The organism is Pseudomonas helleri, from assembly GCF_009600315.1.
Lineage (GTDB): Bacteria > Pseudomonadota > Gammaproteobacteria > Pseudomonadales > Pseudomonadaceae > Aquipseudomonas > Aquipseudomonas helleri_A.
The window spans coordinates 39,669-62,000 of the sequence record NZ_WIWC01000009.1 but is presented as its reverse complement, the minus strand read 5'-3'; the positions used below and the strand labels follow the sequence as shown (position 1 = coordinate 62,000).

The following is a 22,332-nucleotide window of genomic DNA, read 5'->3' as shown; positions in this document are numbered from 1 at the left end:
AATTAGTTTAAGTTGTTTTCAGAAGCGGCCTGCAGGCTGGCCTCTATATGCGAAAAAACCTTGACCGTCATATTGAAGTTCAAGGTTTATCGCTGCAAGGGGCCATTCACGATGAGGGTTTACAAGCGGAATTCATGCCCCAGATACACTTCGCGAACCAGTTTGTTGGCAAGAATGGTTTCAGCATCGCCTTCTGCGATCAGTTGCCCGTCATTGACGATATAGGCGGTTTCGCAGATATCGAGGGTCTCACGCACGTTGTGATCAGTGATCAGCACGCCAATGCCTTTGGCTTTGAGGTGGTAAATGATCTGTTTGATATCACCCACGGAAATCGGGTCAACGCCGGCAAAAGGTTCGTCGAGCAGGATGAACTTGGGTGCAGTGGCCAGAGCGCGGGCAATTTCAACCCGGCGCCGCTCACCACCTGACAAGCTCATGCCCAGACTGTCGCGGATATGATTGATATGGAATTCCTGCAACAGGCTTTCCAACTCTTTACGGCGACCGGCCTTGTCGAGCTCCTTGCGCGTTTCGAGAATCGCCATGATGTTGTCGGCAACCGACAGCTTGCGGAAGATTGACGCTTCCTGTGGCAAGTAACCGATACCGGCACGTGCGCGGCCGTGCATGGGTTGATGACTGACATCCAGATCATCGATCAGCACGCGGCCTTGATCGGCCTGAACCAGGCCGACAATCATGTAAAAGCACGTGGTCTTGCCTGCGCCGTTAGGGCCCAGCAAGCCTACGATTTGTCCGCTGTCGATTGACAGGCTGACATCGCGTACCACTTGGCGACTCTTGTAGCTTTTAGCCAAATGCTGGGCTTTCAGAGTAGCCATTACTGGGCCTTCTGCTGGTCGTTTTTCTTCTTCGGCTGGATAACCATGTCGATACGTGGACGCGGCGCAGTCACGCTGGCGCCATTGGCGCGACCAGCATTGGCGACTTGTTTGACCGTGTCGTAGACGATTTTCTCGCCTTCAGTGGTATTACCGTCGTTGATCACCTTGGCCTTGTCGATCAGTACGATGCGGTTTTGTGGCGCATGGTATTGGATCGTTACGGCATAGGCCTGAACCGGCTTGGGATCAGTGGCTTTTTGCAGTTGCTCGAAGTAAGCCAGGTTGCCTACCGACGTCACAACATCAATTTCGCCCGCAGCGTTACGGGTGATGGTTACCGTGTTGCCGGTAATTTTCATCGAGCCTTGGGTGATGATGACGTCGCCCTTGTAAGTAGCGACCCCTTTTTTATCATCCAACTGCGCTTCATTAGCCTGAATACGAATAGGCTGTTCATTGTCGTTCGGCAGAGCCCAGGCGCTCGCGCTTCCCAGTGCTGCGCTCAGGCTGAGCAATAATGGGAGGGTTTTAACGAGACTCATACTGTCCTCTTACGTTGGACAGCAGGTCCATCCTGCCGTCTTTCAAATATGCTTTCATTCCCTTGCCAGTCGTTACACCGCCAGCGCCGTCGATTCTAACGTCTCGCTCGGTCTGCGCATATTGCTTCTGCGGGAAAACAGTCATGCGGGTGCTGGTAATAATCGTGGTGCGATCTTTTTCGTCGGTGCGAGCTACACGTACCGAGTCGATCAGCTCGACTTCACTGCCGTCTGGATTCACTTCGCCGCGCTCGCTTTGCACGTGCCACGGATAAGCCGTACCCCGGTACATTTGCAGATCAGGCGTGGTCAGCAAGGTGACTTCGGATGCCTTCAAGTGCTCAACTTTGTCGGCTGTCATTTCGTACTGCAACTTACCGTCCGGTAGATATTGAAGGCTGCGCGTATTCAAGGCGTAGTAGTCAATGGCGCCGTCATCCACAGCCACGGGTGGACTGTCGAGAAAGCGCTCCGGGCTGATATTCCAGTAACCCACAGCGGCAAACAGCGCGGCGATGACTGTGAATAGCAGAATATTGCGAATCTTTTTGCTCAGCATATAAAGCTCTATAGGTAGGCGGCGAGGGCAGCATCAAGGCGGCCTTGGGCACGCAGAATCAGCTCGCAAAATTCGCGTGCAGCACCTTCGCCACCTCGCGCCTGAGTGACGCCATGGGCGTGCTGGCGAACAAAACTTGCTGCATTGGCGACCGCCATGCCCAAACCTACGCGGCGGATAACCGGCAGGTCAGGGAGGTCATCGCCCAAATAAGCAACCTGTTCATAGCTTAGGTTGAGTTGGCCGAGAAGCTCGTCCAAAACCACTAATTTGTCTTCGCGGCCCTGATACAGATGAGGAATGCCCAGGTTTTGCGCACGACGCTCAACTGCAGGGGTCTTGCGACCGCTGATAATTGCTGTTTGTACGCCCGCCGCCATCAGCATTTTAATGCCCTGGCCATCAAGGGTGCTGAAAGACTTGAATTCGCTGCCGTCTTCAAGGAAGTACAGTCGCCCATCCGTCAGCACGCCATCGACGTCGAAGACGGCAAGCTTGATATCTTTGCCGCGTTTAAGCAGTTCCTGGGTCATTACATCACTCCTGCGCGCAGCAAGTCGTGCATGTTCAAGGCGCCTACCGGGCGGTCTTCCTTGTCGACAACCACCAGCGCGCTGATTTTATGGTCTTCCATGATCTTCAGGGCTTCAGCGGCGAGCATGTCGGCTCGTGCCGTTTTGCCATGTGGGGTCATGACCGTGTCGATAATGGCATTGCGAATATCGATTTCCCGATCCAGCGTGCGGCGCAAGTCACCGTCGGTGAAGATCCCGGCCAGGCGGCCATCTTCTTCTATTACCACGGTCATGCCGAGGCCTTTATGGGTCATTTCCATCAACGCATCTTTGAGCAGAGTGCCGCGTACCACATGCGGCAATTCATCACCCGAGTGCATTACGTTCTCGACTTTCAGCAGCAAACGCCGACCCAGAGCGCCGCCAGGATGTGAAAAAGCAAAGTCTTCGGCGGTGAAACCGCGAGCTTCAAGCAATGCTATGGCCAATGCGTCGCCCAGCACCAATGCCGCAGTGGTCGAGGAGGTGGGCGCCAGATTGAGTGGGCAAGCCTCCTGTGCCACGCGGGCATCCAGACTGACGTCGGCAGCTTTGGCCAATGGCGACTCGGGATTGCCGGTCATGCTGATCAATTTAATGCCCAGGCGCTTGATCAGGGGCAGCAAGGTCACGATTTCAGCGGTCGATCCGGAATTGGACAGCGCGAGGATAATGTCGTCGCGGGTAATCATGCCCATGTCGCCATGACTGGCCTCAGCCGGATGGACAAAAAAAGCCGTGGTGCCGGTACTGGCCAGGGTCGCGGCAATTTTATTGCCGATGTGCCCGGATTTGCCCATGCCGACAACAACTACACGGCCTTTACTTGCAAGAATCATCTCGCAAGCGCTTACGAAATCAGCGTCGATGTGGGTCAGCAAGCCTTCTACAGCTTCCAGCTCGAGGCGGATGGTGCGTTGGGCAGATTGAATCAGGTCGCTGGATTGGCTCATGTTTGAAGTCGGGTAGCCTGAGAAAAGGCAAAGATTATAGCGGTTATGTGCTGATCACTCACGCGCGATCGTCGTAGTTTGTAGTCTGCGCTTGTAAAGAGGTAAAGGTCTGGCTGCTCTAGCGGATTAATTTCGCTGTCTGGATGCTTACAGGGCACTCCTTCGGCCTTGGGCGGTCAGTAAGAGCAGTGGTATAGTTCGCCGCCAGTTCGGCCCGCTCAGGGAGCACGCTTCTTTTTACTTAAGGAGCCGGGTGTCCGAGTGAGAGGCAGAGGCTGCATCGCAAGGAGTTTAGATGAGCGCTGATAACGCCTACGCGGTCGAGCTGAAGGGAGTGTCCTTCAAGCGCGGCACGCGCAGCATCTTCAATAATGTCGATATTTTGATCCCGCGTGGCAAGGTCACGGGGATCATGGGGCCTTCGGGCTGTGGCAAGACTACCCTTTTGCGTTTGATGGGGATGCAACTGCGTCCCAGCAGCGGCGAAGTGTGGGTCAATTGTCAGAATCTGCCGACGCTGTCGCGCAGTGATCTGTTTGATGCGCGAAAGCACATGGGCGTTTTGTTCCAAAGCGGTGCGTTGTTCACCGATCTCGACGTCTTTGAAAACGTGGCCTTTCCGCTACGTGTTCATACCCATTTGCCTGAAGAAATGATTCGCGACATCGTGCTGCTCAAGTTGCAGGCCGTGGGGCTGCGTGGCGCCATCAATTTGATGCCGGACGAGTTGTCTGGCGGAATGAAGCGCCGGGTTGCCCTGGCGAGGGCCATTGCCCTTGACCCGCAAATCCTGATGTATGACGAACCGTTTGTCGGGCAGGATCCCATCGCAATGGGTGTTCTGGTCCGGCTGATACGCTTGCTCAATGATGCGCTAGGTATCACCAGTATTGTTGTTTCGCACGATTTGGCTGAAACCGCGAGTATTGCTGACTATCTCTATGTGGTGGGCGATGGTCAGGTACTGGGGCAGGGCACGCCAGAAGAACTGATGAATGCCGATAATCCGCGTATTCGTCAATTTATGAACGGCGACCCGGACGGTCCTGTTCCGTTTCACTTTCCGGCGTCGGACTACCGAACCGATTTACTGGGGAAGCGATGATGCGCAAGCATTCAATAATGGACCGCATCGCATTATTTGGCCGGGCCGGGATCGATATGGTCTCAGTCCTGGGGCGTTCGGTGATATTTCTGTTTCATGCCTTGCTGGGACGTGGTGGCATCGGTGGCATGTTTGGGCTATTGCTCAAGCAACTGCACTCTGTTGGCGTCATGTCGCTGGTCATTATCGTCGTGTCCGGGGTGTTCATCGGCATGGTGTTGGCCCTGCAAGGTTTCAGCATTTTGTCCAGCTATGGCTCCGAGCAGGCTGTCGGGCAAATGGTTGCCCTGACCCTTTTGCGTGAGCTGGGGCCGGTGGTGACTGCGCTGTTGTTTGCTGGGCGGGCGGGTTCAGCCCTGACCGCTGAAATCGGCAACATGAAATCCAGCGAGCAACTGTCCAGCCTCGAAATGATCGGTGTGGACCCGCTCAAGTACATCATTGCGCCTCGCTTGTGGGCCGGTTTTATTTCTCTGCCGCTGCTGGCAATGATTTTCAGCGTGGTCGGGATCTGGGGCGGTTCGTGGGTGGCGGTCGACTGGTTGGGCGTTTATGACGGCTCCTACTGGGCAAACATGCAAAACAGCGTGACCTTCAGTGGTGACGTGCTTAACGGGATCATCAAAAGCATCGTGTTTGCTTTTGTGGTGACCTGGATTGCTGTGTTCCAAGGTTATGACTGTGAGCCCACCTCAGAGGGGATCAGCCGTGCCACTACCAAGACCGTGGTGTATGCCTCGCTGGCAGTCCTCGGGCTGGACTTTATTTTGACTGCCTTGATGTTTGGAGACTTCTGATGCAAAACCGCACCATGGAAATCGGTGTCGGCCTGTTTTTGCTGGCTGGCATCCTGGCTTTATTGTTGCTTGCCCTGCGGGTCAGTGGACTGTCTCCGACGGCCAGCACCGACACCTACAAGCTCTACGCTTACTTTGACAACATCGCCGGTCTGACCGTGCGCGCCAAGGTCACTATGGCCGGCGTGACCATCGGTAAGGTCACTGCGATCGACCTGGACCGTGACAACTTCACGGCCCGCGTGACCTTACAAATCGACAAGAGCGTCGATAACCTGCCGACCGACTCGACAGCGTCTATTCTCACGGCGGGTCTGCTGGGCGAGAAATACATCGGGATCAGCGTCGGTGGCGATGACACCCTGCTAAAAAATGGCGGCACCATTCATGACACCCAGTCGTCGTTGGTGCTCGAAGATCTGATCGGCAAATTCCTGATGAATACCGTTAGCAAAGAAGCCAAATAAGGAGCTTTTAGATGATCTCTCTCTTGCGCCGTGGCCTGCTGGTCATTCTGGCAGCCGCTCTGCCGATGATGGCTAACGCCGCACCGGGCCAGTCTGCCCATGACATCGTTTCTGATACGACCACCCGGCTGCTGGCCGACCTGGCGGCTAATAAAGAGCAATACAAGCAAAGTCCTGCCAAGTTTTACGATGCGCTGAATAACATCGTTGGCCCGGTTGTGGATGTTGACGGTATTTCGCGAAGCATCATGACCGTTAAATATTCGCGTAACGCCACCCCTGCGCAAATGCAGCGCTTTCAAGAGAACTTCAAGCGCAGCCTGATGCAGTTTTATGGCAACGCCTTGCTTGAGTTCAAGAACGAAGGCATCACTGTTTCTCCTGCCAAGGATGAAAGTGGCGATCGCACCAGCGTTGATATGACCGTGAAAGGTGAGAAGGGCGCTATCTACCCGTTGTCCTATACCCTTAATAAGGTAAATGGCGAGTGGAAGGTGCGTAACGTCATCATCAACGGTATCAACATCGGCAAGTTGTTCCGCGATCAGTTCGCTGATGCCATGAGCCGTAACGGCAACAATCTGGACAAGACCATCGATAACTGGGCGGGCGAAGTCGCCAAAGCCAAGGAAAAAACCGATGAGAAGTTGAGCCAATGAGTGACGCCGCCATCACCCTGGCCGGCGAAAGCGAATTGCGCCTCAGTGGCGTGCTCGACTATCAGACCGGTCCTCGTTTGCGCAAGGAAGGTCAGGCGTTGATCAAAAAAGCACTGGCCAAAGCCTTGGTGGTGGATTGCTCTGCGGTCAGCAAGTCCAGCAGCGTGGGTTTATCGCTGCTGTTGTGTTTTATCCGGGACGCAGACGCCCAGAACAAGTCATTAAGCATTCGTGGATTACCCGAAGACATGCGCGAAATCGCTCAGGTTTCGGGTTTGACCGAGTTGTTGGCACACCATTAATCGCCATATACAGCAAAGCCCCCCGTCAGAGTCCTGCTAAGTGGGGTTCGCAGGCGCGGGGCTTTTTTGTATGATGGCCGACCCGCGCGCGTTAGGCGCCGATTGAGGTTGAGCATGCAGGCCGTAGAAGTGAAGAGCTTTCTTGAGGGAAAGCTGCCTGGAATCCAGGTAGAAGTTGAGGGCGAAGGCTGCAACTTTCAGCTGAACGTGATTAGTGACGAACTGGCGGCCTTGAGCCCGGTTAAACGTCAACAAAGCATCTATGCCCATTTGAACCCTTGGATTGCTGATGGCAGCATCCACGCGGTCACTATGAAATTCTTCAGCAGCGCGGCCTGGGCCGAGCGCACCTGAGCCCCCTGAGCCCATTGGCGTCGAGATTGTTATGGATAAATTGATTATTACCGGCGGTGCCCGTCTTGATGGCGAAATCCGTATTTCCGGTGCGAAGAACTCTGCTCTGCCTATCCTGGCAGCGACCTTGCTGTGTAATGGCCCGGTCACCGTTGCCAACCTGCCGCATTTGCATGACATCACCACCATGATCGAGCTGTTCGGTCGCATGGGCATTGAGCCGGTGATTGATGAAAAGCTCAGCGTCGAAATCAACCCGAACACCATCAAAACCCTGGTTGCGCCGTACGAACTGGTTAAAACCATGCGTGCGTCGATTCTGGTGTTGGGCCCGATGGTTGCTCGCTTCGGTTACGCCGAAGTTGCATTGCCAGGCGGTTGCGCCATTGGTTCGCGTCCGGTCGACCTGCACATCCGCGGTCTTGAAGCCATGGGCGCGGTGATTGATGTTGAAGGCGGCTACATCAAGGCCAAGGCGCCTGAAGGCGGCTTGAACGGTGCCAACTTCTTCTTCGATACCGTGAGCGTGACCGGTACCGAAAACATCATGATGGCTGCAGCACTGGCCAATGGCCGCAGTGTATTGCAGAACTCTGCTCGCGAGCCTGAAGTCGTCGACCTTGCCAACTTCCTTAACGCCATGGGCGCCAAGGTCAGCGGTGCTGGCACTGACACCATCATCATCGATGGCGTTAAAGAGCTGCATCCTGCCACTTACCGCGTAATGCCGGACCGTATTGAAACTGGTACTTATCTGGTGGCTGCTGCCGTGACCGGTGGCCGCGTTAAGGTCAAGGACACCGATCCGACCATCCTTGAAGCCGTCCTTGAAAAACTCAAGGAGGCGGGTGCAGAAGTCACCACCGGTGAAGACTGGATCGAACTGAACATGCACGGCAAGCGCCCTAAAGCGGTGAATGTGCGTACGGCTCCGTACCCGGCATTCCCGACTGACATGCAAGCGCAGTTCATCTCGCTCAACGCCATTGCCGAAGGCACGGGTGCAGTGATCGAGACCATCTTTGAAAACCGTTTCATGCACGTGTATGAACTGCACCGCATGGGCGCCAAAATTCAGGTTGAAGGCAATACCGCCATCGTAACCGGTACTGAAACGCTGAAAGGCGCGCCAGTGATGGCCACGGACCTGCGTGCTTCGGCCAGCCTGGTCATTTCGGCACTGGTTGCAGAAGGCGACACCCTGATCGACCGCATCTACCACATAGACCGTGGTTACGAGTGCATCGAAGAAAAACTGCAAATGCTGGGTGCCAAAATTCGCCGCGTTCCGGGCTAGTTTTTGGCGTTTGGCCTCATGGGCACACGGATCGTGTCCAGCCGCCAGGTGACGTAATGGCGCTCACGCGTTATCTTGCCTGGCCTTGAATCGTTCAAGTCGAGCCTGATCATCAGGCTCGAAGCTTGTCCGGCGCCGATTGCGCACGGGCAAAAGTACCCTGATAAGGACTTACGTTTCCCATGTTGACCATTGCACTGTCCAAGGGCCGTATCCTTGACGACACCCTGCCGCTTCTGGCTGAAGCGGGCATTGTGCCGACCGAGAATCCGGACAAAAGCCGCAAGTTGATCATCCCGACCTCACAGCCAGACGTCCGCCTGCTGATCGTACGTGCCACCGATGTGCCGACTTACGTTGAACATGGTGCTGCCGACCTCGGTGTGGCCGGTAAAGACGTGCTGATGGAATACGGCGGCCAGGGCCTTTACGAGCCACTCGACCTTCAGATTGCCCAGTGCAAGCTGATGACCGCCGGCGCCATCGGTGTTGCTGAGCCTAAAGGCCGCCTGCGCATTGCCACCAAATTCGTCAATGTTGCCAAGCGCTATTACGCCGAACAAGGCCGTCAGGTCGACATCATCAAGCTGTATGGCTCGATGGAACTGGCGCCTTTGATTGGCCTGGCCGACAAAATCATCGACGTGGTCGATACCGGCAACACCTTGCGCGCCAATGGCCTGGAACCCCAGGAATTCATTGCCGCCATCAGCTCCCGTCTGGTGGTTAACAAGGCTTCGATGAAAATGCAGCACGCCCGTATTCAAGCCCTGATCGACACCCTGCGCAAAGCAGTGGAGTCGCGACACCGCAGCTGACGCACTTGCGCGACAAGGGGCTGATCCCTGATGTCGCGCCCATCTATCCGCGTAATAACCAGAAATTTCAGGTACCCACGCGGATGGCTTGGTAGTCTTGCCGTGCCTGATCCTTGCAAAAAACCATTCCCAGCAAACGCCCATTACCGAGGCCCTCGCTATGACCGCTCCCACTGCAATTCGCCGACTCAACGCTGCTGACCCGGATTTCGCGCAGCATCTGGATCATCTGCTGAGCTGGGAAAGTGTGTCAGACGACTCGGTCAATCAGCGCGTACTCGACATTATCAAAGCGGTGCGCGAGCGTGGAGACGCGGCGCTGGTTGAATTTACTCAGCGCTTTGACGGGTTGACTGTTAACTCAATGGCGGACTTGATCCTGCCGCGTGAGCGTCTGGAACTCGCCTTGACCCGCATCACTGTGCCTCAGCGTGAAGCCTTGGAAAAAGCGGCTCAGCGCGTACGCAGCTATCACGAAAAACAGAAGCAGGATTCCTGGAGCTACACCGAAGCCGATGGCACGGTGCTGGGCCAGAAAGTCACGCCGCTGGACCGTGCGGGCCTTTACGTGCCGGGTGGTAAAGCCTCATATCCGTCCTCGGTATTGATGAACGCCATTCCGGCCAAAGTGGCCGGTGTCACTGAAGTGGTCATGGTTGTTCCAACACCGCGCGGTGAACTCAACGAGCTGGTATTGGCGGCGGCGTGCATCGCCGGGGTTGATCGGGTGTTCACCATCGGCGGTGCCCAAGCGGTTGCTGCACTGGCGTACGGCACCGAAAGCGTACCCAAAGTCGACAAAGTGGTTGGCCCGGGCAATATCTATGTGGCCACAGCCAAGCGCCACGTATTCGGCCAAGTGGGGATCGACATGATTGCCGGGCCATCGGAAATTCTGGTGGTGTGTGACGGTCAGACTGATCCGGACTGGATCGCCATGGACCTATTTTCTCAAGCCGAGCATGACGAAGATGCGCAAGCTATTCTGGTCAGCCCGGATGCCGAGTTCCTCGACAAAGTTGCGGCCAGTATTGCCAAGCTGCTGCCGACCATGGAACGTGCCGAGATTATCGAAACCTCGATCAAAGGCCGCGGCGCGTTGATTCTGGTGAAGGACATGCAGCAAGCGATTGACGTGTCCAACCGCATCGCGCCGGAGCATCTGGAACTTTCAGTGGCTGACCCGCAAGCCTGGTTGCCGCAAATTCGCCATGCGGGCGCCATCTTTATGGGTCGTCACACCTCTGAAGCTTTGGGGGATTATTGCGCCGGGCCTAACCATGTACTCCCGACATCTGGCACTGCACGCTTCTCCTCGCCGCTGGGCGTGTACGACTTCCAGAAACGCTCGTCTATCATCTTCTGCTCCGAACAAGGCGCATCGGAGCTGGGTAAAACCGCCTCAATTCTGGCGCGTGGCGAATCGCTGACCGGGCATGCCCGCAGCGCTGAATACCGAATCATGGCTGACACCGAGCAGGGGCAATAAGCATGAGTAAATTCTGGAGTCCGTTCGTTAAAGAACTGGTGCCTTATGTGCCGGGTGAACAACCGAAGTTGACCAAACTGGTCAAACTCAACACCAACGAAAACCCTTACGGGCCTTCGCCTAAAGCGTTGGCCGCGATGCAGGCCGAGATCAACGACGACCTGCGTTTATACCCGGACCCCAACAGCGACTTGCTCAAGCAGGCGGTGGCTGAGTATTACGGCGTACAGACCGATCAGGTGTTTCTGGGGAACGGGTCTGACGAAGTGCTGGCCCATGTGTTTAACGGATTGTTCCAGCACGACAAACCGCTGTTGTTTCCCGACATCAGCTACAGCTTTTATCCGGTTTACTGTGGTTTGTACGGCATTGAATTTGATGCGGTGCCGCTGGATGAGCAGTTCCAGATTCAGCCTGCGGACTATGCCAAAGCCAATGGCGGGATCATTTTTCCCAACCCCAACGCGCCGACGGGTTGCTTGTTGGCGTTGGAAGCCATTGAGCAGATTCTGGTGGCTAATCCAGACTCTGTGGTCGTGGTGGATGAAGCCTACATCGACTTTGGAGGGGAGACGGCCATCGGCCTGGTGGATCGTTACCCGAACTTGCTGGTGACACAAACCTTGTCCAAGTCGCGTTCGTTGGCCGGGCTGCGAGTGGGGCTGGCAGTTGGGCACCCTGATCTGATTGAAGCGTTGGAACGGATCAAGAACAGCTTCAACTCCTACCCGCTGGATCGCATCGCGATTGCCGGTGCGGCGGCAGCGTTTGCCGACCGTGAGTATTTTGAGCAGACGTGCCAACGGGTTATTGAGAGCCGCGAGCATGTTGTAGGTCAGTTGCAGGCGTTGGGTTTTGAGGTGTTGCCGTCGGCAGCCAACTTTATCTTTGCTCGTCATCCGGAGCATGATGCCGCGGCGCTGGCTGCGAAGTTGCGGGGGCAGGGTGTGATCGTGCGTCACTTCAAGCAACTGCGTATTGCGCAGTTCTTGCGTATCAGCATTGGGACGCCGGAGCAGAATGCGGCGTTGATTGAAGGGTTGTCAGCGCTGTAATCGCGCCCTCACCCTAACCCTCTCCCAGAGGGAGAGGGGACTAAGTCAAAAGCAGATTTACGTGACGACACCCATCCAGCTCCCTCTCCCAGAGGGAGAGGGGACTAAAGTCATAAGAAGATTTACGTTACGACACCCATCAAGCCCCCTCTCCCTCTGGGAGAGGGTTGGGGGTGAGGGTTGGCCTGCTTACTTGTCTTTCTGCGGCGGCTGCTCTTGCGGTGGACGCAGGCCTACTTCAGCGGTCAACTTCAACTCTTTGCCATTGCGCATGACCTGAATCGAGATTTTGTCCGATGGCTTGATTCGAGCCACCTGATTCATTGAGCGGCGCCCGTCGCTTGCCGGTGCGCCATCAATGCTCAAAATCACATCGCCCAATTGCAGTCCCGCTTTCTGCGCCGGGCCATCACGGAAAATACCCGCCACTACAATCCCCGGGCGGCCGCTCAAACCAAACGATTCGGCCAGATCCGCCGTCAACGGCTGCACTTCAATCCCCAACCAGCCACGAATCACTTGCCCGTGCTCAATGATGGCCTTCATGACTTCCATGGCCAGGTTGATCGGAATCGCAAAGCCAATACCCTGTGATCCGCCTGATTTGGAGAAAATGGCCGTGTTGATCCCGGTCAGATTGCCATTGGCATCCACCAGCGCACCGCCTGAGTTACCGGGGTTAATGGCAGCGTCGGTCTGGATAAAATCTTCGTAGTTGTTCAAGCCCAATTGATTGCGGCCTGTGGCGCTGATGATGCCCATGGTGGTGGTTTGGCCAACCCCGAACGGGTTACCGATGGCCAGGGCAATATCGCCGATACGTAGGGTGTCCGAACGACCGATGGTGATCGATGGCAGGTTCTTCAGGTCGATCTTGAGCACCGCAAGGTCAGTTTCCGGGTCACTACCAATCACCCTGGCCAGGGTTTCCCGACCATCCTTGAGGGCTACCACAATTTGATCCGCACCAGTGACCACGTGGTTATTGGTGAGCAGATAGCCTTCTGGGCTCATCAGCACTGCCGAGCCGAGGCTCGATTCCATGCGCTTTTGCTTGGGCGCGTTGTCGCCGAAGAAGTGCCGGAACTGCGGGTCTTCAAACAAGGGCCGGGCGTTTTTGTTCACCACCTTAGTGGTGTACAGGTTGGCCACGGCGGGTGCTGCACGGGTCACGGCGTCGGCATAGGTGACGGGACCCTGTTGCACATAATTGGTTTGTGGCGCTTGTTGCAGGTTGACGTCAAGGCTCGGCAGCCCGACCCACTGCGGGTAACGCTGAATAATCAGCATCGCGATAAGCACGCCAGCCAGTAGTGGCCAGCCAAAAAAACGCAAAGCCTTAAACATTGAACTCAGTCCTGAAGGTTGCAGAGCCATCTCGACGGCCCATAATGGCGGCCATTATACGAGGGCCGCACGGCTCTGAACGCTATATTTAGGAGTCTTTTATGGCTGTAGCCCTGAGCACGCTGGTAGAAGAAGCAAATCGTTACCTGAACTGCGCGGCAATCAGTGATTATTGCCCCAACGGCCTGCAAGTCGAAGGGCGCCCTCAGGTGATGCGAATCGTCAGCGGCGTGACGGCCAGTCAGGCGCTGCTCGATGCAGCCGTTGAAGCCCAGGCGGATCTGGTGTTGGTGCATCACGGTTATTTCTGGAAGGGCGAAGACCCGTGCGTCACCGGCATGAAGCAGCGTCGATTGAAAACCTTGCTTAAACACGACATCAGTCTGCTGGCGTATCACCTTCCCCTCGACGTGCATCCCGAGGTGGGCAATAACGTGCAGTTGGCGCGCCAGTTGGACATCACGGTCGAAGGCCCGCTGGACCCGACAAATGCCAAGGTAGTTGGGCTCGTAGGCTCACTGGCTGAGCCCATGACTGCCCGTGATTTTGCCCGCAAGGTGCAAGAAGCACTGGGGCGTGAGCCGCTGGTGATTGAAGGCAGTGAAATGATTCGCCGGGTGGGCTGGTGCACAGGGGGCGGGCAGGGGTACATCGATCAAGCGGTGCTGGCGGGGGTCGATTTGTACCTGAGTGGTGAAGCCTCTGAACAAACCTTTCACAGCGCGCGAGAAAACGACATCAGCTTTATTGCCGCCGGGCACCACGCCACCGAGCGTTATGGTGTGCAGGCATTGGGTGACTATCTGGCCCGACGTTTTGCCCTTGAACATCTTTTTATAGACTGCCCGAACCCGATTTAATTTGAAGCTGTTCAAAGATGACAGATTGAAAATCTACAGCGTCGAATTTCAATCTGTTTCCCTTCGCGTTTAGTGGTCGTTTATTGACGATCCAACAGTGTCACATGATGAAGATATTGCACTTAGGATCGCTTCCATTGCTTCTGTCGAATATGAATTCTACGTTTCCAGTTATTGTCCCTTGAGCATTGGCTACAGCGAGTCCCGTCAGGCCGAGCTGACGCCAGTTGTTATCTTGTTTCATTGCGTCAGGAGAGTGTACGGTTTGGGAAGTTTGCGATGAGGCAAAGGCATTGATATTAGCCTTATGTCCCAGAGTTTCATTGTCGGATTTTCCGCTGTACAAAATCTTGTACTTATTCACCATGTACCCGACGATGTTGTCGTGGCGAAACGCAGAAAGTTCAACCCAGCCTTGAAAGTCACCAGCCCTGCACTCAGCGGTGGTCGCACGTCCATCGAATCTTACCTGGGTATTGTTTTTCGTATCAGAGGCATTGGCCATGGAAGCATGAGCGGAAAGAGCAAGTGCCAAATGTGCAACAAGTACAGTTTTAGATAATGTATTAATCATAATGGTCTCGAAAAGTATTATTGCCTCAATCCCTGTGGCTTAAGGTGATTTTTTACGGCTTCAAAAATTGCGAATGTTACATAGTTAGGGAACGGTCCAATCATGCAGTCGAGTCATTAGAAAATGACAATACTGTGATGACCGATCGGGTGAAGCACGCAAGGCTTATAATCCGCACTACTCAAAAAACAATCTACTGGCTGAACTAATTGGAGTAGGTACTTAAATAAAGAAATTACAGAGTGGGTAAGGGGTGGGAAAGGAATGTGTCCGAGTGCATCACGCTGAGAGTGAAGTAAGAAAAAAAGGCGTCACACGGTGTGCGGGAGACGCCGTGGGGCCAAACCCACCGATCTATTCTTAGACCGTTTCGATCTAGTTGGCGCCCTCAATATAAGAAGGTGCTGTGCTAGGATTCGCCCCTCGAACACGGCCCGCAGGCCGTTCATAAGATAGCTTTCGTGAGTAGCCATGGTCGACAAACTGACGCACCTTAAACAGCTGGAGGCGGAAAGCATCCACATCATCCGCGAGGTGGCCGCCGAGTTCGATAACCCGGTGATGCTGTACTCGATCGGTAAAGATTCCGCCGTGATGCTGCACCTTGCCCGCAAGGCATTTTTCCCCGGCAAGCTGCCGTTTCCGGTGATGCATGTCGACACTCGCTGGAAATTCCAGGAGATGTACAGCTTTCGCGACAAGATGGTCGCAGAGCTGGGCCTGGATCTGATCACTCACGTCAACCCCGATGGCGTGGCGCAGGACATCAATCCCTTCACTCACGGCAGTGCCAAGCACACCGACATCATGAAAACCGAGGGCCTGAAGCAGGCTCTGGACAAGTATGGTTTTGATGCTGCCTTTGGTGGTGCCCGCCGTGACGAAGAGAAGTCGCGTGCCAAAGAGCGCGTGTATTCCTTCCGCGACAGCAAGCACCGTTGGGACCCGAAAAACCAGCGTCCTGAGCTGTGGAACGTTTATAACGGCAACGTTAATAAGGGCGAGTCGATCCGCGTATTCCCGCTGTCGAACTGGACCGAACTCGACATCTGGCAGTACATCTACCTGGAAGGCATCCCGATTGTGCCGCTGTACTTCGCGGCTGAACGCGACGTCATCGAGAAAAACGGCACGCTGATCATGATTGATGACGAGCGCATCCTTGAGCACCTGTCTGACGAAGACAAGTCTCGCATCGTCAAAAAGAAGGTCCGTTTCCGTACGCTAGGTTGCTACCCGCTGACCGGTGCGGTGGAGTCAGAGGCTGAAACCCTGACCGACATCATTCAGGAAATGCTCCTGACGCGAACTTCCGAGCGCCAGGGCCGAGTCATCGATCACGATGGTGCCGGCTCAATGGAAGATAAAAAACGTCAGGGTTATTTCTAAGGGGTTGTCATGTCGCACGTATCTGATTTGATCAGCGAGGACATCCTCGCCTACCTGGGCCAGCACGAACGCAAGGAAATGCTGCGTTTTCTGACCTGCGGCAATGTCGATGACGGCAAGAGCACCCTGATCGGGCGCCTGCTGCACGACTCCAAGATGATCTATGAAGACCATCTGGAAGCGATCACCCGTGACTCGAAGAAAAGCGGCACCACGGGCGATGATATCGACCTTGCGCTGTTGGTAGACGGCCTGCAAGCAGAGCGCGAGCAGGGCATCACCATCGACGTGGCGTATCGCTACTTTTCCACCGCCAAACGCAAATTCATCATTGCCGACACCCCCGGCCATGAGCAGTACACCCGCAACATGGCCACCGGTGCGTCGACCTGTGATCTGGCGATCATTCTGGTAGATGCCCGTTACGGCGTGCAGACCCAAACCCGTCGTCACAGCTTTATTGCGTCTTTGCTGGGTATCAAGCATATCGTTGTGGCCATCAACAAAATGGACCTCAAGGGCTTCGACGAAGGCGTATTCGAGTCGATCAAGGCCGATTACCTGAAGTTCGCAGAAGGTTTGAAACTCAAGCCCACCAGCCTGCACTTTGTGCCGATGTCGGCCCTCAAAGGCGACAACGTGGTGAACAAGAGCGAGCGTTCGCCCTGGTACACCGGCCAGTCACTGATGGAAATTCTTGAAACCGTCGAAGTGGCGGCTGACCGCAACCTCACCGACTTGCGTTTCCCGGTGCAATACGTGAACCGCCCGAACCTGAATTTCCGTGGTTTTGCTGGCACCTTGGCCAGCGGTATCGTGCGCAAGGGCGACGAAGTTGTCGTGCTGCCTTCAGGCAAAAGCAGCCGGGTCAAATCCATTGTCACCTTTGAAGGTGAGCTGGAGCATGCGGGGCCGGGTCAGGCGATTACCCTGACCATGGAAGACGAGATCGACATCTCCCGTGGTGATCTGTTGGTGCATGCCGACAACGTGCCCGTGGTGACCGACAGTTTTGAAGCCATGTTGGTGTGGATGGCTGAAGAACCCATGTTGCCAGGCAAGAAATACGACATCAAACGTGCGACAAGCTACGTACCGGGCTCGATCGCCAGTATCGTCAACAAAGTGGACGTGAACACCCTGGAAGAAGGGCCCGCCAGCGCTTTGCAGCTGAACGAAATCGGCAAGGTCAAGATCAGCCTGGATGCTCCGATTGCCCTGGATGGTTATGACAGCAATCGCACCACGGGTTCGTTCATCATCATCGACCGCCTGACCAATGGCACGGTAGGCGCTGGCATGATCATCGCTCAGCCATTGAGTCATGGCGGTGCCAGCCATCACGGCGACCTGGCCCACGTGACCACAGAAGAGCGCGCTCAGCGCTTTGGCCAACAACCGGCAACGGTCTTGTTCAGCGGCTTGTCGGGCGCGGGTAAAAGTACGCTGGCGTATGCGGTTGAGCGCAAGTTGTTCGACATGGGCCGAGCGGTGTTTGTGCTCGATGGCCAGAACTTGCGCCATGACCTGAACAAGGGTTTGCCGCAGGACCGTGCAGGGCGGACTGAAAACTGGCGTCGTGCTGCGCATGTGGCGCGCCAGTTCAACGAAGCAGGCCTGCTGACGCTGGCTGCGTTTGTGGCGCCGGATGCTGAAGGTCGCGAACAGGCTAAAGCGCTGATTGGTGATGACCGACTGCTGACGGTGTATGTTCAGGCTTCGCCAGCCGTGTGCGCCGAGCGCGATCCGCAGGGCTTATACGCGGCGGGCGGTGACAATATTCCGGGTGAGTCCTTCCCGTATGATGTGCCGTTAAATGCCGATCTGGTGGTTAACACGCAATCGTTGTCACTCGATGAAAGTGTGAAATTGGTGCTGGATTTGTTGCGTCAACGCGGCGCGATTTGAAAAAGGCAGCCGTAAGCGTTTTGCTTTAAACGACAAGCAAAAGCCCGCCACTGAGAGATCGGTGGTGGGCTTTTTTGCGGGTGTGTCCCGTATTCGCTGTCTAGGAACGAAGGCTGGGAGCTTTATTCAATCCAATCGTGCTGAAAATTTAAGGGTTGGTAAATCACTGTGTCGACGACTATACGTCTGATCCACAAGTAATCACCTCATTCTGATAGATCGAACCAAGTTTGATACCGGACGAACCTCTGCAGAGGTAGTTTTCGAACAGTCTGTTAAGCCAATATTCAGCCAGCTCGAAATAGTTGTAGGTAAACCCTTGTTAACCTTGGATTACGGCATGGTCATCCGCAGTATCTGTGAAAACATTAAATTACTCCCGGTGCTGTTCCGCTTAATTGAGTAATTGATTAAGACCTCTTTTCCAGCGTTCTCGGCTAGCCAGTCGCTGGGGATTGAGAACGTATTGGGTTTCCCAGGGATCACGTTTTGGGTTGCCGTGTCATGGGTGGTTGTACCTGCCCAGCGAAGTTTAATAGTATCGCCTGTTTCTCCAGCATAGTTCGTGGATACAGTTGAATCGGAATAGGTAGGGGGCGGCAATGGATCAACAGCTTGTGGGTCGATGTATAAAATCAAACTGGCAGATTCTTTGGTGTCTCCGATTCCGTTTTCTTTGACTGAATACTTTACATTCACGGACCTCCCAATATTATCAATCACCTCAGAGCGGGGTATTAAAATCTCTGTTTTTGCGGGAGGATTTGCGGCCGTGATAATGCTGCTGATGTAGTTAACTCTGCCAGTCCAGTACACTCGAATTGTATCTTTGCCGCCGTTGATTCCTTCGTATTCTGGTATTTCCACGGTGATATGGGTGGCATCATAAATATCACTCATACGCAGGTGATCACCCTCGATATTATACGTTTCGAGAACCGATGGTTTTATTTTATCGTCGGTGGGGAATTCGATTTGATCCGATTCTCGATATTCAAAAGTTGCATTTTTCTCAGGGGAACTTGGCAGTGTAATAAATATAATGGGTGCTGTAATTCCAGTGACATCATAGAAATCTCTTTGTTCAAATTGAGCATCTGCCAGTCCGTCATTTAGATAAAAAAAGGCTTCTATAGGTAGAGAGTTACCAATGTCTTGGTCCCACGTCGCCAAACGTAATTCGTTTTGCGTACTAAAGGATTCTGCCGCGTTCAAGGCCATGCCCTGCAAGCTGGCATTGAACGCGTCGGCTTGATTGGCCAATCCTGATCTTACATTAAAGCCACATTCGTGACTCCGTCGATCTGTAGGGACAGAAGTATAATGACTCATCCATTGGGAAGCAGTAGTGATACCTTGGCTTTGGCACTCTTGGCTGTTAGTCGGGAATGCAGTGTGAAAATCGCATCCTTGTTTGTCGGGTCGAGCACTGGTACCTGCATCAATGGGGAATGAACAGAGTACAGGGACATTAATTTTGCCCTCGGGAACATATTCCTTTGGGTAAAAAATAAAGCCATTGTTGTAACCGTATGCTAATTTGTCATATTTAGAGTCGGCGCGTAAGTAGGAGAAAGAAATGCCGCCGCTTTTGACGGAAGCAGGGCTTGGGTTCCAGGAGTGATACTCTGTTGATACTCCTGAAGTACCTCTCAATATCACACCGGAGCACTGGAACGCCGCGGCGCTGGACGTGCCGCAGTTAGAGACTGTATTGTTGTAGCGATCCGTTAAGTGACGGGCTGTATTCTCACCCTTCAGTTCGCGCGCACTGTAAGGGGCCATGTTTATATCAAAGGGAGGTGCTTTTAATGCGCAGCCAGCGAGTGCGACAAATAGGAGAGTCGTCAATGAGAAGGTTTTGAGCGTTGTATTGAAAATTAACTTGGCAATGGTCATTTTTTAATCCTTGGTTTTGTTAAAGGGTGTACGCAGTCAGCCACGGCAATTATGACTGTCTGCGAACAGCCTTAAGCAGGGCGCTCGCCAGGACGTTGAAAGTTGTTTAGGTTGGCTATAGATTGATTCTCAATACGCGTGAGAACATAAGTCGTTCGCTATCCCTATCTGTTAATACGCTGTAGTTAATAAGTACCGCTGTTCCTTCGCTCTCGGAAAACCAAGCGCTGGGTATATTGAATTCCTCAACTCTGCCAGCTTCGAGATATTGCTCTTGGGTGTCATGAACCACTACGCCTGACCATCGAACGCGGCCTTTATCGCCATCTGTAATATCAGGATAATACACAGTTACTTTGAGATCGTTAATTCGGGGGGCGGGCAAGTCAATAGGGTATGCATCTAAATGTAATATCAATTCGTCGGATTCGTACGCTGTTTTGTCAAGATGGTAAAGTGTGTAGGTAATGCGGGCCGACCGACCAATTATATCGATAACTTCAAGTCGGGGGATCGTGAATGTTAAGGTGTCAGGCTCATTAATGGTTATTGTGTCACTGTGATAAATAACACTTCCTTCCCACGTAAGCCTAACTTTGTCATCTGGGAGCATGTGAGTGGAATACGGGACTTCGACAGCAAGGAATATATCGTTATACATATCGTCGAAGTTCAATCTGTCAAGATCGGCACCATAGGCCAGCGGGACGTTTGGTTTTATTAGTGCCCTTTGTTTAACGTCATAGGTGACTGGCGCTGAAGAGCGTAATCCCTCGCTGAGGGCAAAGATAACGATGTAAAAGAAGGTAAGTTTAGTTGCGTCACCTAAAAGTAATAATTCACTTTTGTCAATGGTAAAAATAAAGGTTGTGCCGACATCAGAATCTTCCAATGTCTGGTCATCACTGCCGTGCAGTGGCTCACCTTTGCTGTTCAGGCCCTTCCAAGAAAGAATAATGCGGTCGTCTGCCGCCATGCCCGGATAAGGCGGCAGGGAAATGAGGGCACCGGTACTCGGCAAGGTGACAGGCTCAAATACACCGCCCACCAAACCGTTCTCCAGTTGGGGGGCAGGCAAGTTTAACTGAGTGCCGATCACGGCAAACATAAGGCTGCGGGAAACCTCCAGCTCACCTGTAAAACTTGACGCCAAGGTGTAAGACACCGAGGTCACAGAACCGCCGATAAACAGTGCAACGTCCGCGTTGGGCACTTTGAATTGAAGCCTGCCGGTTGTACTGGTCACGCCCAGTTCGTAGCTTTTCTCAATCGCGGCGCCTTGTGCGTTGGTGCCTTTCCAATAGAGGGTGACCGCATCACATACAGAGAATGTCGGAGCCGGTGTTTCAATGATGGTAATGCTGACTTTGCCTTCTAAGGCGTCGAAGTCCAGTTTGCCTGCATCGACATCAATCACATCTGGCGCATCAAGCAAGTTCAGGTCGGTGTTGACGTCTACCAGTGTGGCAGGTGAGTTCAGCGACCAATTGTTTACCAGGTCACGAATCTCATAACTGACCTGCACCTCTGCTGAGTTGCCAGCCGCGCGTATATCCTCTTCAGAGACCTTGATGACTAACGGTTGACCGGGTTGAGTGTCGCTCAGAGCCGGCTGTTTGATGGTGTAACCACCCCAGTTAAGGGTGAGAATGTCCCCCTCAAACATGTTGGTCCAAGCAGCAATGGTGACTGTCGCGCCGAATCCTACGTTCTCTTGATCAATTGCTAATGGGACGACGGTCGGTGCCAGCATGGCTTCGTTGATGTAGAAGGTCTCCGGCAGATTGGGGGCGCTGTAGGGATTACCGGGCACCGTGGTTTTTATGAGGCATTCCAGCGGTTCTGCAGGGTAAGTGGCAGCCGAATCCGTGTAGGTGTAACGAATTTCTCCGGGCCCTTCTTGTGCCTGCAACGCCACAGCAACAGGAATGGGGAAGGACGCCATAATTTCCCCAACATTAAAGGTTCGAGATGCAACTTTCCGTTCAATGCCATCACTGCCTTTCCAATACAAATCAATACGATCTCCGGTCACTGCCGGCAAGAAGGGGCCGCAATTGACTATCACCTCAAGGGTTGGGTCGGCTTTCAATGCGAGGTAATTGAGTCCTCCGTTAATAGATACATCGTCAATGAAGGGCAGCGGATAACCACTTATGCTATTAACCCGCAAACCGGAAGGACGTTTTTTTTGCGTTTTAAATGACATGCTATTGACTCCAAAAATGGAGGGCTTCCACCCATCGTGCCCTTAACCCAATACAACTACTCTCCGAACTACAGATCTATCTCGTCAAACATTGCCGTGCGAGCATCTTCTGAGGGATTAATCACAGAGATTGGCTGGGTAGTCTCTTCAAATAAATTAAATGCTAAACACCTCAATCCGAAAAGCTGTCAACTTTTACACTGGACAAAAGATTGATTATGATCATTGTGTTGTGCAGTATATAATTGAGTTCAAAAAACAAGGCTAACCCATTGATATAAGAATCTTTCGAATTCAGTCGGCATAAATCGGCCAGGACGTATTAATAAAAAAAGACTCGGAACTCT

At 53.7% G+C, this 22,332-nt stretch carries 22 protein-coding genes; 13 read left to right on the top strand and 9 right to left on the bottom strand.

The window, feature by feature from the left end; translation table 11 throughout:
• Nucleotides 1–119: 119 nt before the first annotated feature.
• The 5 genes from lptB to GHN86_RS07945 are packed head-to-tail and all read right to left on the bottom strand — an operon-like array spanning nt 120 to nt 3,456.
• Nucleotides 120–845, bottom strand: a complete 726-nt coding sequence (gene lptB, locus GHN86_RS07965; RefSeq protein ID WP_153378535.1) for an LPS export ABC transporter ATP-binding protein — start codon at nt 843–845, stop codon at nt 120–122.
• A complete protein-coding gene (lptA, locus tag GHN86_RS07960) occupies nt 845–1,390 on the bottom strand; it encodes a lipopolysaccharide transport periplasmic protein LptA (protein ID WP_153378536.1) in 546 nt (181 codons plus the stop codon). Before lptA ends, lptB begins: the two co-directional genes overlap by 1 nt.
• Nucleotides 1,377–1,949, bottom strand: a complete 573-nt coding sequence (gene lptC, locus GHN86_RS07955) for an LPS export ABC transporter periplasmic protein LptC (RefSeq protein WP_153378538.1) — start codon at nt 1,947–1,949, stop codon at nt 1,377–1,379. Before lptC ends, lptA begins: the two co-directional genes overlap by 14 nt.
• An 8-nt stretch (nt 1,950–1,957) precedes the next feature.
• Complete coding sequence (locus tag GHN86_RS07950) at nt 1,958–2,482, bottom strand: KdsC family phosphatase (RefSeq protein ID WP_153378539.1); 525 nt, start codon at nt 2,480–2,482, stop codon at nt 1,958–1,960.
• Nucleotides 2,482–3,456: a KpsF/GutQ family sugar-phosphate isomerase gene (locus tag GHN86_RS07945; protein ID WP_122786402.1), complete on the bottom strand. Its 975-nt coding sequence runs from the start codon at nt 3,454–3,456 to the stop codon at nt 2,482–2,484. Before GHN86_RS07945 ends, GHN86_RS07950 begins: the two co-directional genes overlap by 1 nt.
• Before the next feature lie 295 nt (nt 3,457–3,751).
• Between GHN86_RS07945 and GHN86_RS07940 the strand changes: the two genes are divergently transcribed.
• From GHN86_RS07940 to hisC, 10 genes are all read left to right on the top strand, one after another.
• On the top strand, nt 3,752–4,561 hold the full coding sequence (locus GHN86_RS07940) for an ATP-binding cassette domain-containing protein (RefSeq protein ID WP_153386351.1): 810 nt from the start codon (nt 3,752–3,754) through the stop codon (nt 4,559–4,561).
• Nucleotides 4,561–5,358 (top strand): lipid asymmetry maintenance ABC transporter permease subunit MlaE, encoded by a 798-nt coding sequence (mlaE, locus tag GHN86_RS07935; RefSeq protein WP_122786404.1) that lies wholly within the window; start codon nt 4,561–4,563, stop codon nt 5,356–5,358. The genes GHN86_RS07940 and mlaE overlap by 1 nt, the downstream gene beginning before the upstream one ends.
• Nucleotides 5,358–5,825, top strand: a complete 468-nt coding sequence (gene mlaD / locus GHN86_RS07930) for an outer membrane lipid asymmetry maintenance protein MlaD (protein WP_153378541.1) — start codon at nt 5,358–5,360, stop codon at nt 5,823–5,825. Before mlaE ends, mlaD begins: the two co-directional genes overlap by 1 nt.
• Nucleotides 5,826–5,836: 11 nt before the next feature.
• Nucleotides 5,837–6,484 (top strand): MlaC/ttg2D family ABC transporter substrate-binding protein, encoded by a 648-nt coding sequence (locus GHN86_RS07925; protein ID WP_153378542.1) that lies wholly within the window; start codon nt 5,837–5,839, stop codon nt 6,482–6,484.
• The gene (locus GHN86_RS07920) at nt 6,481–6,786 is read left to right on the top strand and encodes an STAS domain-containing protein (protein WP_153386349.1); all 306 of its coding nucleotides are present in this window, start codon (nt 6,481–6,483) and stop codon (nt 6,784–6,786) included. The genes GHN86_RS07925 and GHN86_RS07920 overlap by 4 nt, the downstream gene beginning before the upstream one ends.
• A gap of 114 nt (nt 6,787–6,900) precedes the next feature.
• On the top strand, nt 6,901–7,140 hold the full coding sequence (locus tag GHN86_RS07915; protein WP_008070578.1) for a BolA family protein: 240 nt from the start codon (nt 6,901–6,903) through the stop codon (nt 7,138–7,140).
• A gap of 31 nt (nt 7,141–7,171) precedes the next feature.
• Complete coding sequence (gene murA / locus GHN86_RS07910; protein ID WP_153378546.1) at nt 7,172–8,437, top strand: UDP-N-acetylglucosamine 1-carboxyvinyltransferase; 1,266 nt, start codon at nt 7,172–7,174, stop codon at nt 8,435–8,437.
• Between the two features lie 182 nt (nt 8,438–8,619).
• Nucleotides 8,620–9,255, top strand: a complete 636-nt coding sequence (hisG, locus tag GHN86_RS07905; RefSeq protein WP_153386347.1) for an ATP phosphoribosyltransferase — start codon at nt 8,620–8,622, stop codon at nt 9,253–9,255.
• 160 nt (nt 9,256–9,415) lie between these two features.
• A complete protein-coding gene (hisD, locus tag GHN86_RS07900) occupies nt 9,416–10,744 on the top strand; it encodes a histidinol dehydrogenase (protein ID WP_153386345.1) in 1,329 nt (442 codons plus the stop codon).
• 2 nt (nt 10,745–10,746) lie between these two features.
• Nucleotides 10,747–11,799 carry a histidinol-phosphate transaminase gene (gene hisC, locus GHN86_RS07895; RefSeq protein ID WP_153386343.1) on the top strand — a complete coding sequence of 351 codons (1,053 nt, stop codon included), beginning with the start codon at nt 10,747–10,749 and terminating at the stop codon, nt 11,797–11,799.
• A 189-nt stretch (nt 11,800–11,988) separates the two neighbouring features.
• Here hisC and algW read toward each other — a convergent pair whose 3' ends face one another.
• The gene (gene algW / locus GHN86_RS07890; RefSeq protein WP_153378553.1) at nt 11,989–13,146 is read right to left on the bottom strand and encodes a Do family serine endopeptidase AlgW; all 1,158 of its coding nucleotides are present in this window, start codon (nt 13,144–13,146) and stop codon (nt 11,989–11,991) included.
• A gap of 101 nt (nt 13,147–13,247) precedes the next feature.
• On the opposite strand from algW, the gene GHN86_RS07885 reads away from it, so the two are divergent.
• Nucleotides 13,248–14,006 carry a Nif3-like dinuclear metal center hexameric protein gene (locus tag GHN86_RS07885; protein ID WP_153378554.1) on the top strand — a complete coding sequence of 253 codons (759 nt, stop codon included), beginning with the start codon at nt 13,248–13,250 and terminating at the stop codon, nt 14,004–14,006.
• Nucleotides 14,007–14,106: 100 nt separating this feature from the next.
• Here the strand turns inward: GHN86_RS07885 and GHN86_RS07880 are convergent, their stop codons facing one another.
• Nucleotides 14,107–14,580, bottom strand: coding sequence for a hypothetical protein (locus GHN86_RS07880; protein WP_153386341.1), 474 nt, complete (start codon nt 14,578–14,580; stop codon nt 14,107–14,109).
• A 471-nt stretch (nt 14,581–15,051) separates the two neighbouring features.
• Here GHN86_RS07880 and cysD point away from each other — a divergent pair, with 471 nt between their 5' ends.
• Both cysD and cysN read left to right on the top strand, forming a co-directional pair.
• Complete coding sequence (gene cysD, locus GHN86_RS07875) at nt 15,052–15,969, top strand: sulfate adenylyltransferase subunit CysD (protein ID WP_153378556.1); 918 nt, start codon at nt 15,052–15,054, stop codon at nt 15,967–15,969.
• Between the two features lie 9 nt (nt 15,970–15,978).
• Complete coding sequence (cysN, locus tag GHN86_RS07870) at nt 15,979–17,877, top strand: sulfate adenylyltransferase subunit CysN (protein WP_153378557.1); 1,899 nt, start codon at nt 15,979–15,981, stop codon at nt 17,875–17,877.
• A 333-nt stretch (nt 17,878–18,210) separates the two neighbouring features.
• Here the strand turns inward: cysN and GHN86_RS07865 are convergent, their stop codons facing one another.
• The gene (locus tag GHN86_RS07865) at nt 18,211–19,776 is read right to left on the bottom strand and encodes a hypothetical protein (RefSeq protein WP_153386339.1); all 1,566 of its coding nucleotides are present in this window, start codon (nt 19,774–19,776) and stop codon (nt 18,211–18,213) included.
• A gap of 115 nt (nt 19,777–19,891) precedes the next feature.
• Nucleotides 19,892–21,985, bottom strand: a complete 2,094-nt coding sequence (locus GHN86_RS07860; RefSeq protein ID WP_153386337.1) for a hypothetical protein — start codon at nt 21,983–21,985, stop codon at nt 19,892–19,894.
• Nucleotides 21,986–22,332 lie beyond the last annotated feature (347 nt).

Bases quoted from the DNA above. Each gene is read 5' to 3' on its own strand.
- lptB (WP_153378535.1), bottom strand. From the start codon at position 845: ATGGCTACTCTGAAAGCCCAGCATTTGGCTAAAAGCTACAAGAGTCGC.
- lptA (WP_153378536.1), bottom strand. From the start codon at position 1,390: ATGAGTCTCGTTAAAACCCTCCCATTATTGCTCAGCCTGAGCGCAGCA.
- lptC (WP_153378538.1), bottom strand. From the start codon at position 1,949: ATGCTGAGCAAAAAGATTCGCAATATTCTGCTATTCACAGTCATCGCC.
- GHN86_RS07950 (WP_153378539.1), bottom strand. From the start codon at position 2,482: ATGACCCAGGAACTGCTTAAACGCGGCAAAGATATCAAGCTTGCCGTC.
- GHN86_RS07945 (WP_122786402.1), bottom strand. From the start codon at position 3,456: ATGAGCCAATCCAGCGACCTGATTCAATCTGCCCAACGCACCATCCGC.
- GHN86_RS07940 (WP_153386351.1), top strand. From the start codon at position 3,752: ATGAGCGCTGATAACGCCTACGCGGTCGAGCTGAAGGGAGTGTCCTTC.
- mlaE (WP_122786404.1), top strand. From the start codon at position 4,561: ATGCGCAAGCATTCAATAATGGACCGCATCGCATTATTTGGCCGGGCC.
- mlaD (WP_153378541.1), top strand. From the start codon at position 5,358: ATGCAAAACCGCACCATGGAAATCGGTGTCGGCCTGTTTTTGCTGGCT.
- GHN86_RS07925 (WP_153378542.1), top strand. From the start codon at position 5,837: ATGATCTCTCTCTTGCGCCGTGGCCTGCTGGTCATTCTGGCAGCCGCT.
- GHN86_RS07920 (WP_153386349.1), top strand. From the start codon at position 6,481: ATGAGTGACGCCGCCATCACCCTGGCCGGCGAAAGCGAATTGCGCCTC.
- GHN86_RS07915 (WP_008070578.1), top strand. From the start codon at position 6,901: ATGCAGGCCGTAGAAGTGAAGAGCTTTCTTGAGGGAAAGCTGCCTGGA.
- murA (WP_153378546.1), top strand. From the start codon at position 7,172: ATGGATAAATTGATTATTACCGGCGGTGCCCGTCTTGATGGCGAAATC.
- hisG (WP_153386347.1), top strand. From the start codon at position 8,620: ATGTTGACCATTGCACTGTCCAAGGGCCGTATCCTTGACGACACCCTG.
- hisD (WP_153386345.1), top strand. From the start codon at position 9,416: ATGACCGCTCCCACTGCAATTCGCCGACTCAACGCTGCTGACCCGGAT.
- hisC (WP_153386343.1), top strand. From the start codon at position 10,747: ATGAGTAAATTCTGGAGTCCGTTCGTTAAAGAACTGGTGCCTTATGTG.
- algW (WP_153378553.1), bottom strand. From the start codon at position 13,146: ATGTTTAAGGCTTTGCGTTTTTTTGGCTGGCCACTACTGGCTGGCGTG.
- GHN86_RS07885 (WP_153378554.1), top strand. From the start codon at position 13,248: ATGGCTGTAGCCCTGAGCACGCTGGTAGAAGAAGCAAATCGTTACCTG.
- GHN86_RS07880 (WP_153386341.1), bottom strand. From the start codon at position 14,580: ATGATTAATACATTATCTAAAACTGTACTTGTTGCACATTTGGCACTT.
- cysD (WP_153378556.1), top strand. From the start codon at position 15,052: ATGGTCGACAAACTGACGCACCTTAAACAGCTGGAGGCGGAAAGCATC.
- cysN (WP_153378557.1), top strand. From the start codon at position 15,979: ATGTCGCACGTATCTGATTTGATCAGCGAGGACATCCTCGCCTACCTG.
- GHN86_RS07865 (WP_153386339.1), bottom strand. From the start codon at position 19,776: ATGACCATTGCCAAGTTAATTTTCAATACAACGCTCAAAACCTTCTCA.
- GHN86_RS07860 (WP_153386337.1), bottom strand. From the start codon at position 21,985: ATGTCATTTAAAACGCAAAAAAAACGTCCTTCCGGTTTGCGGGTTAAT.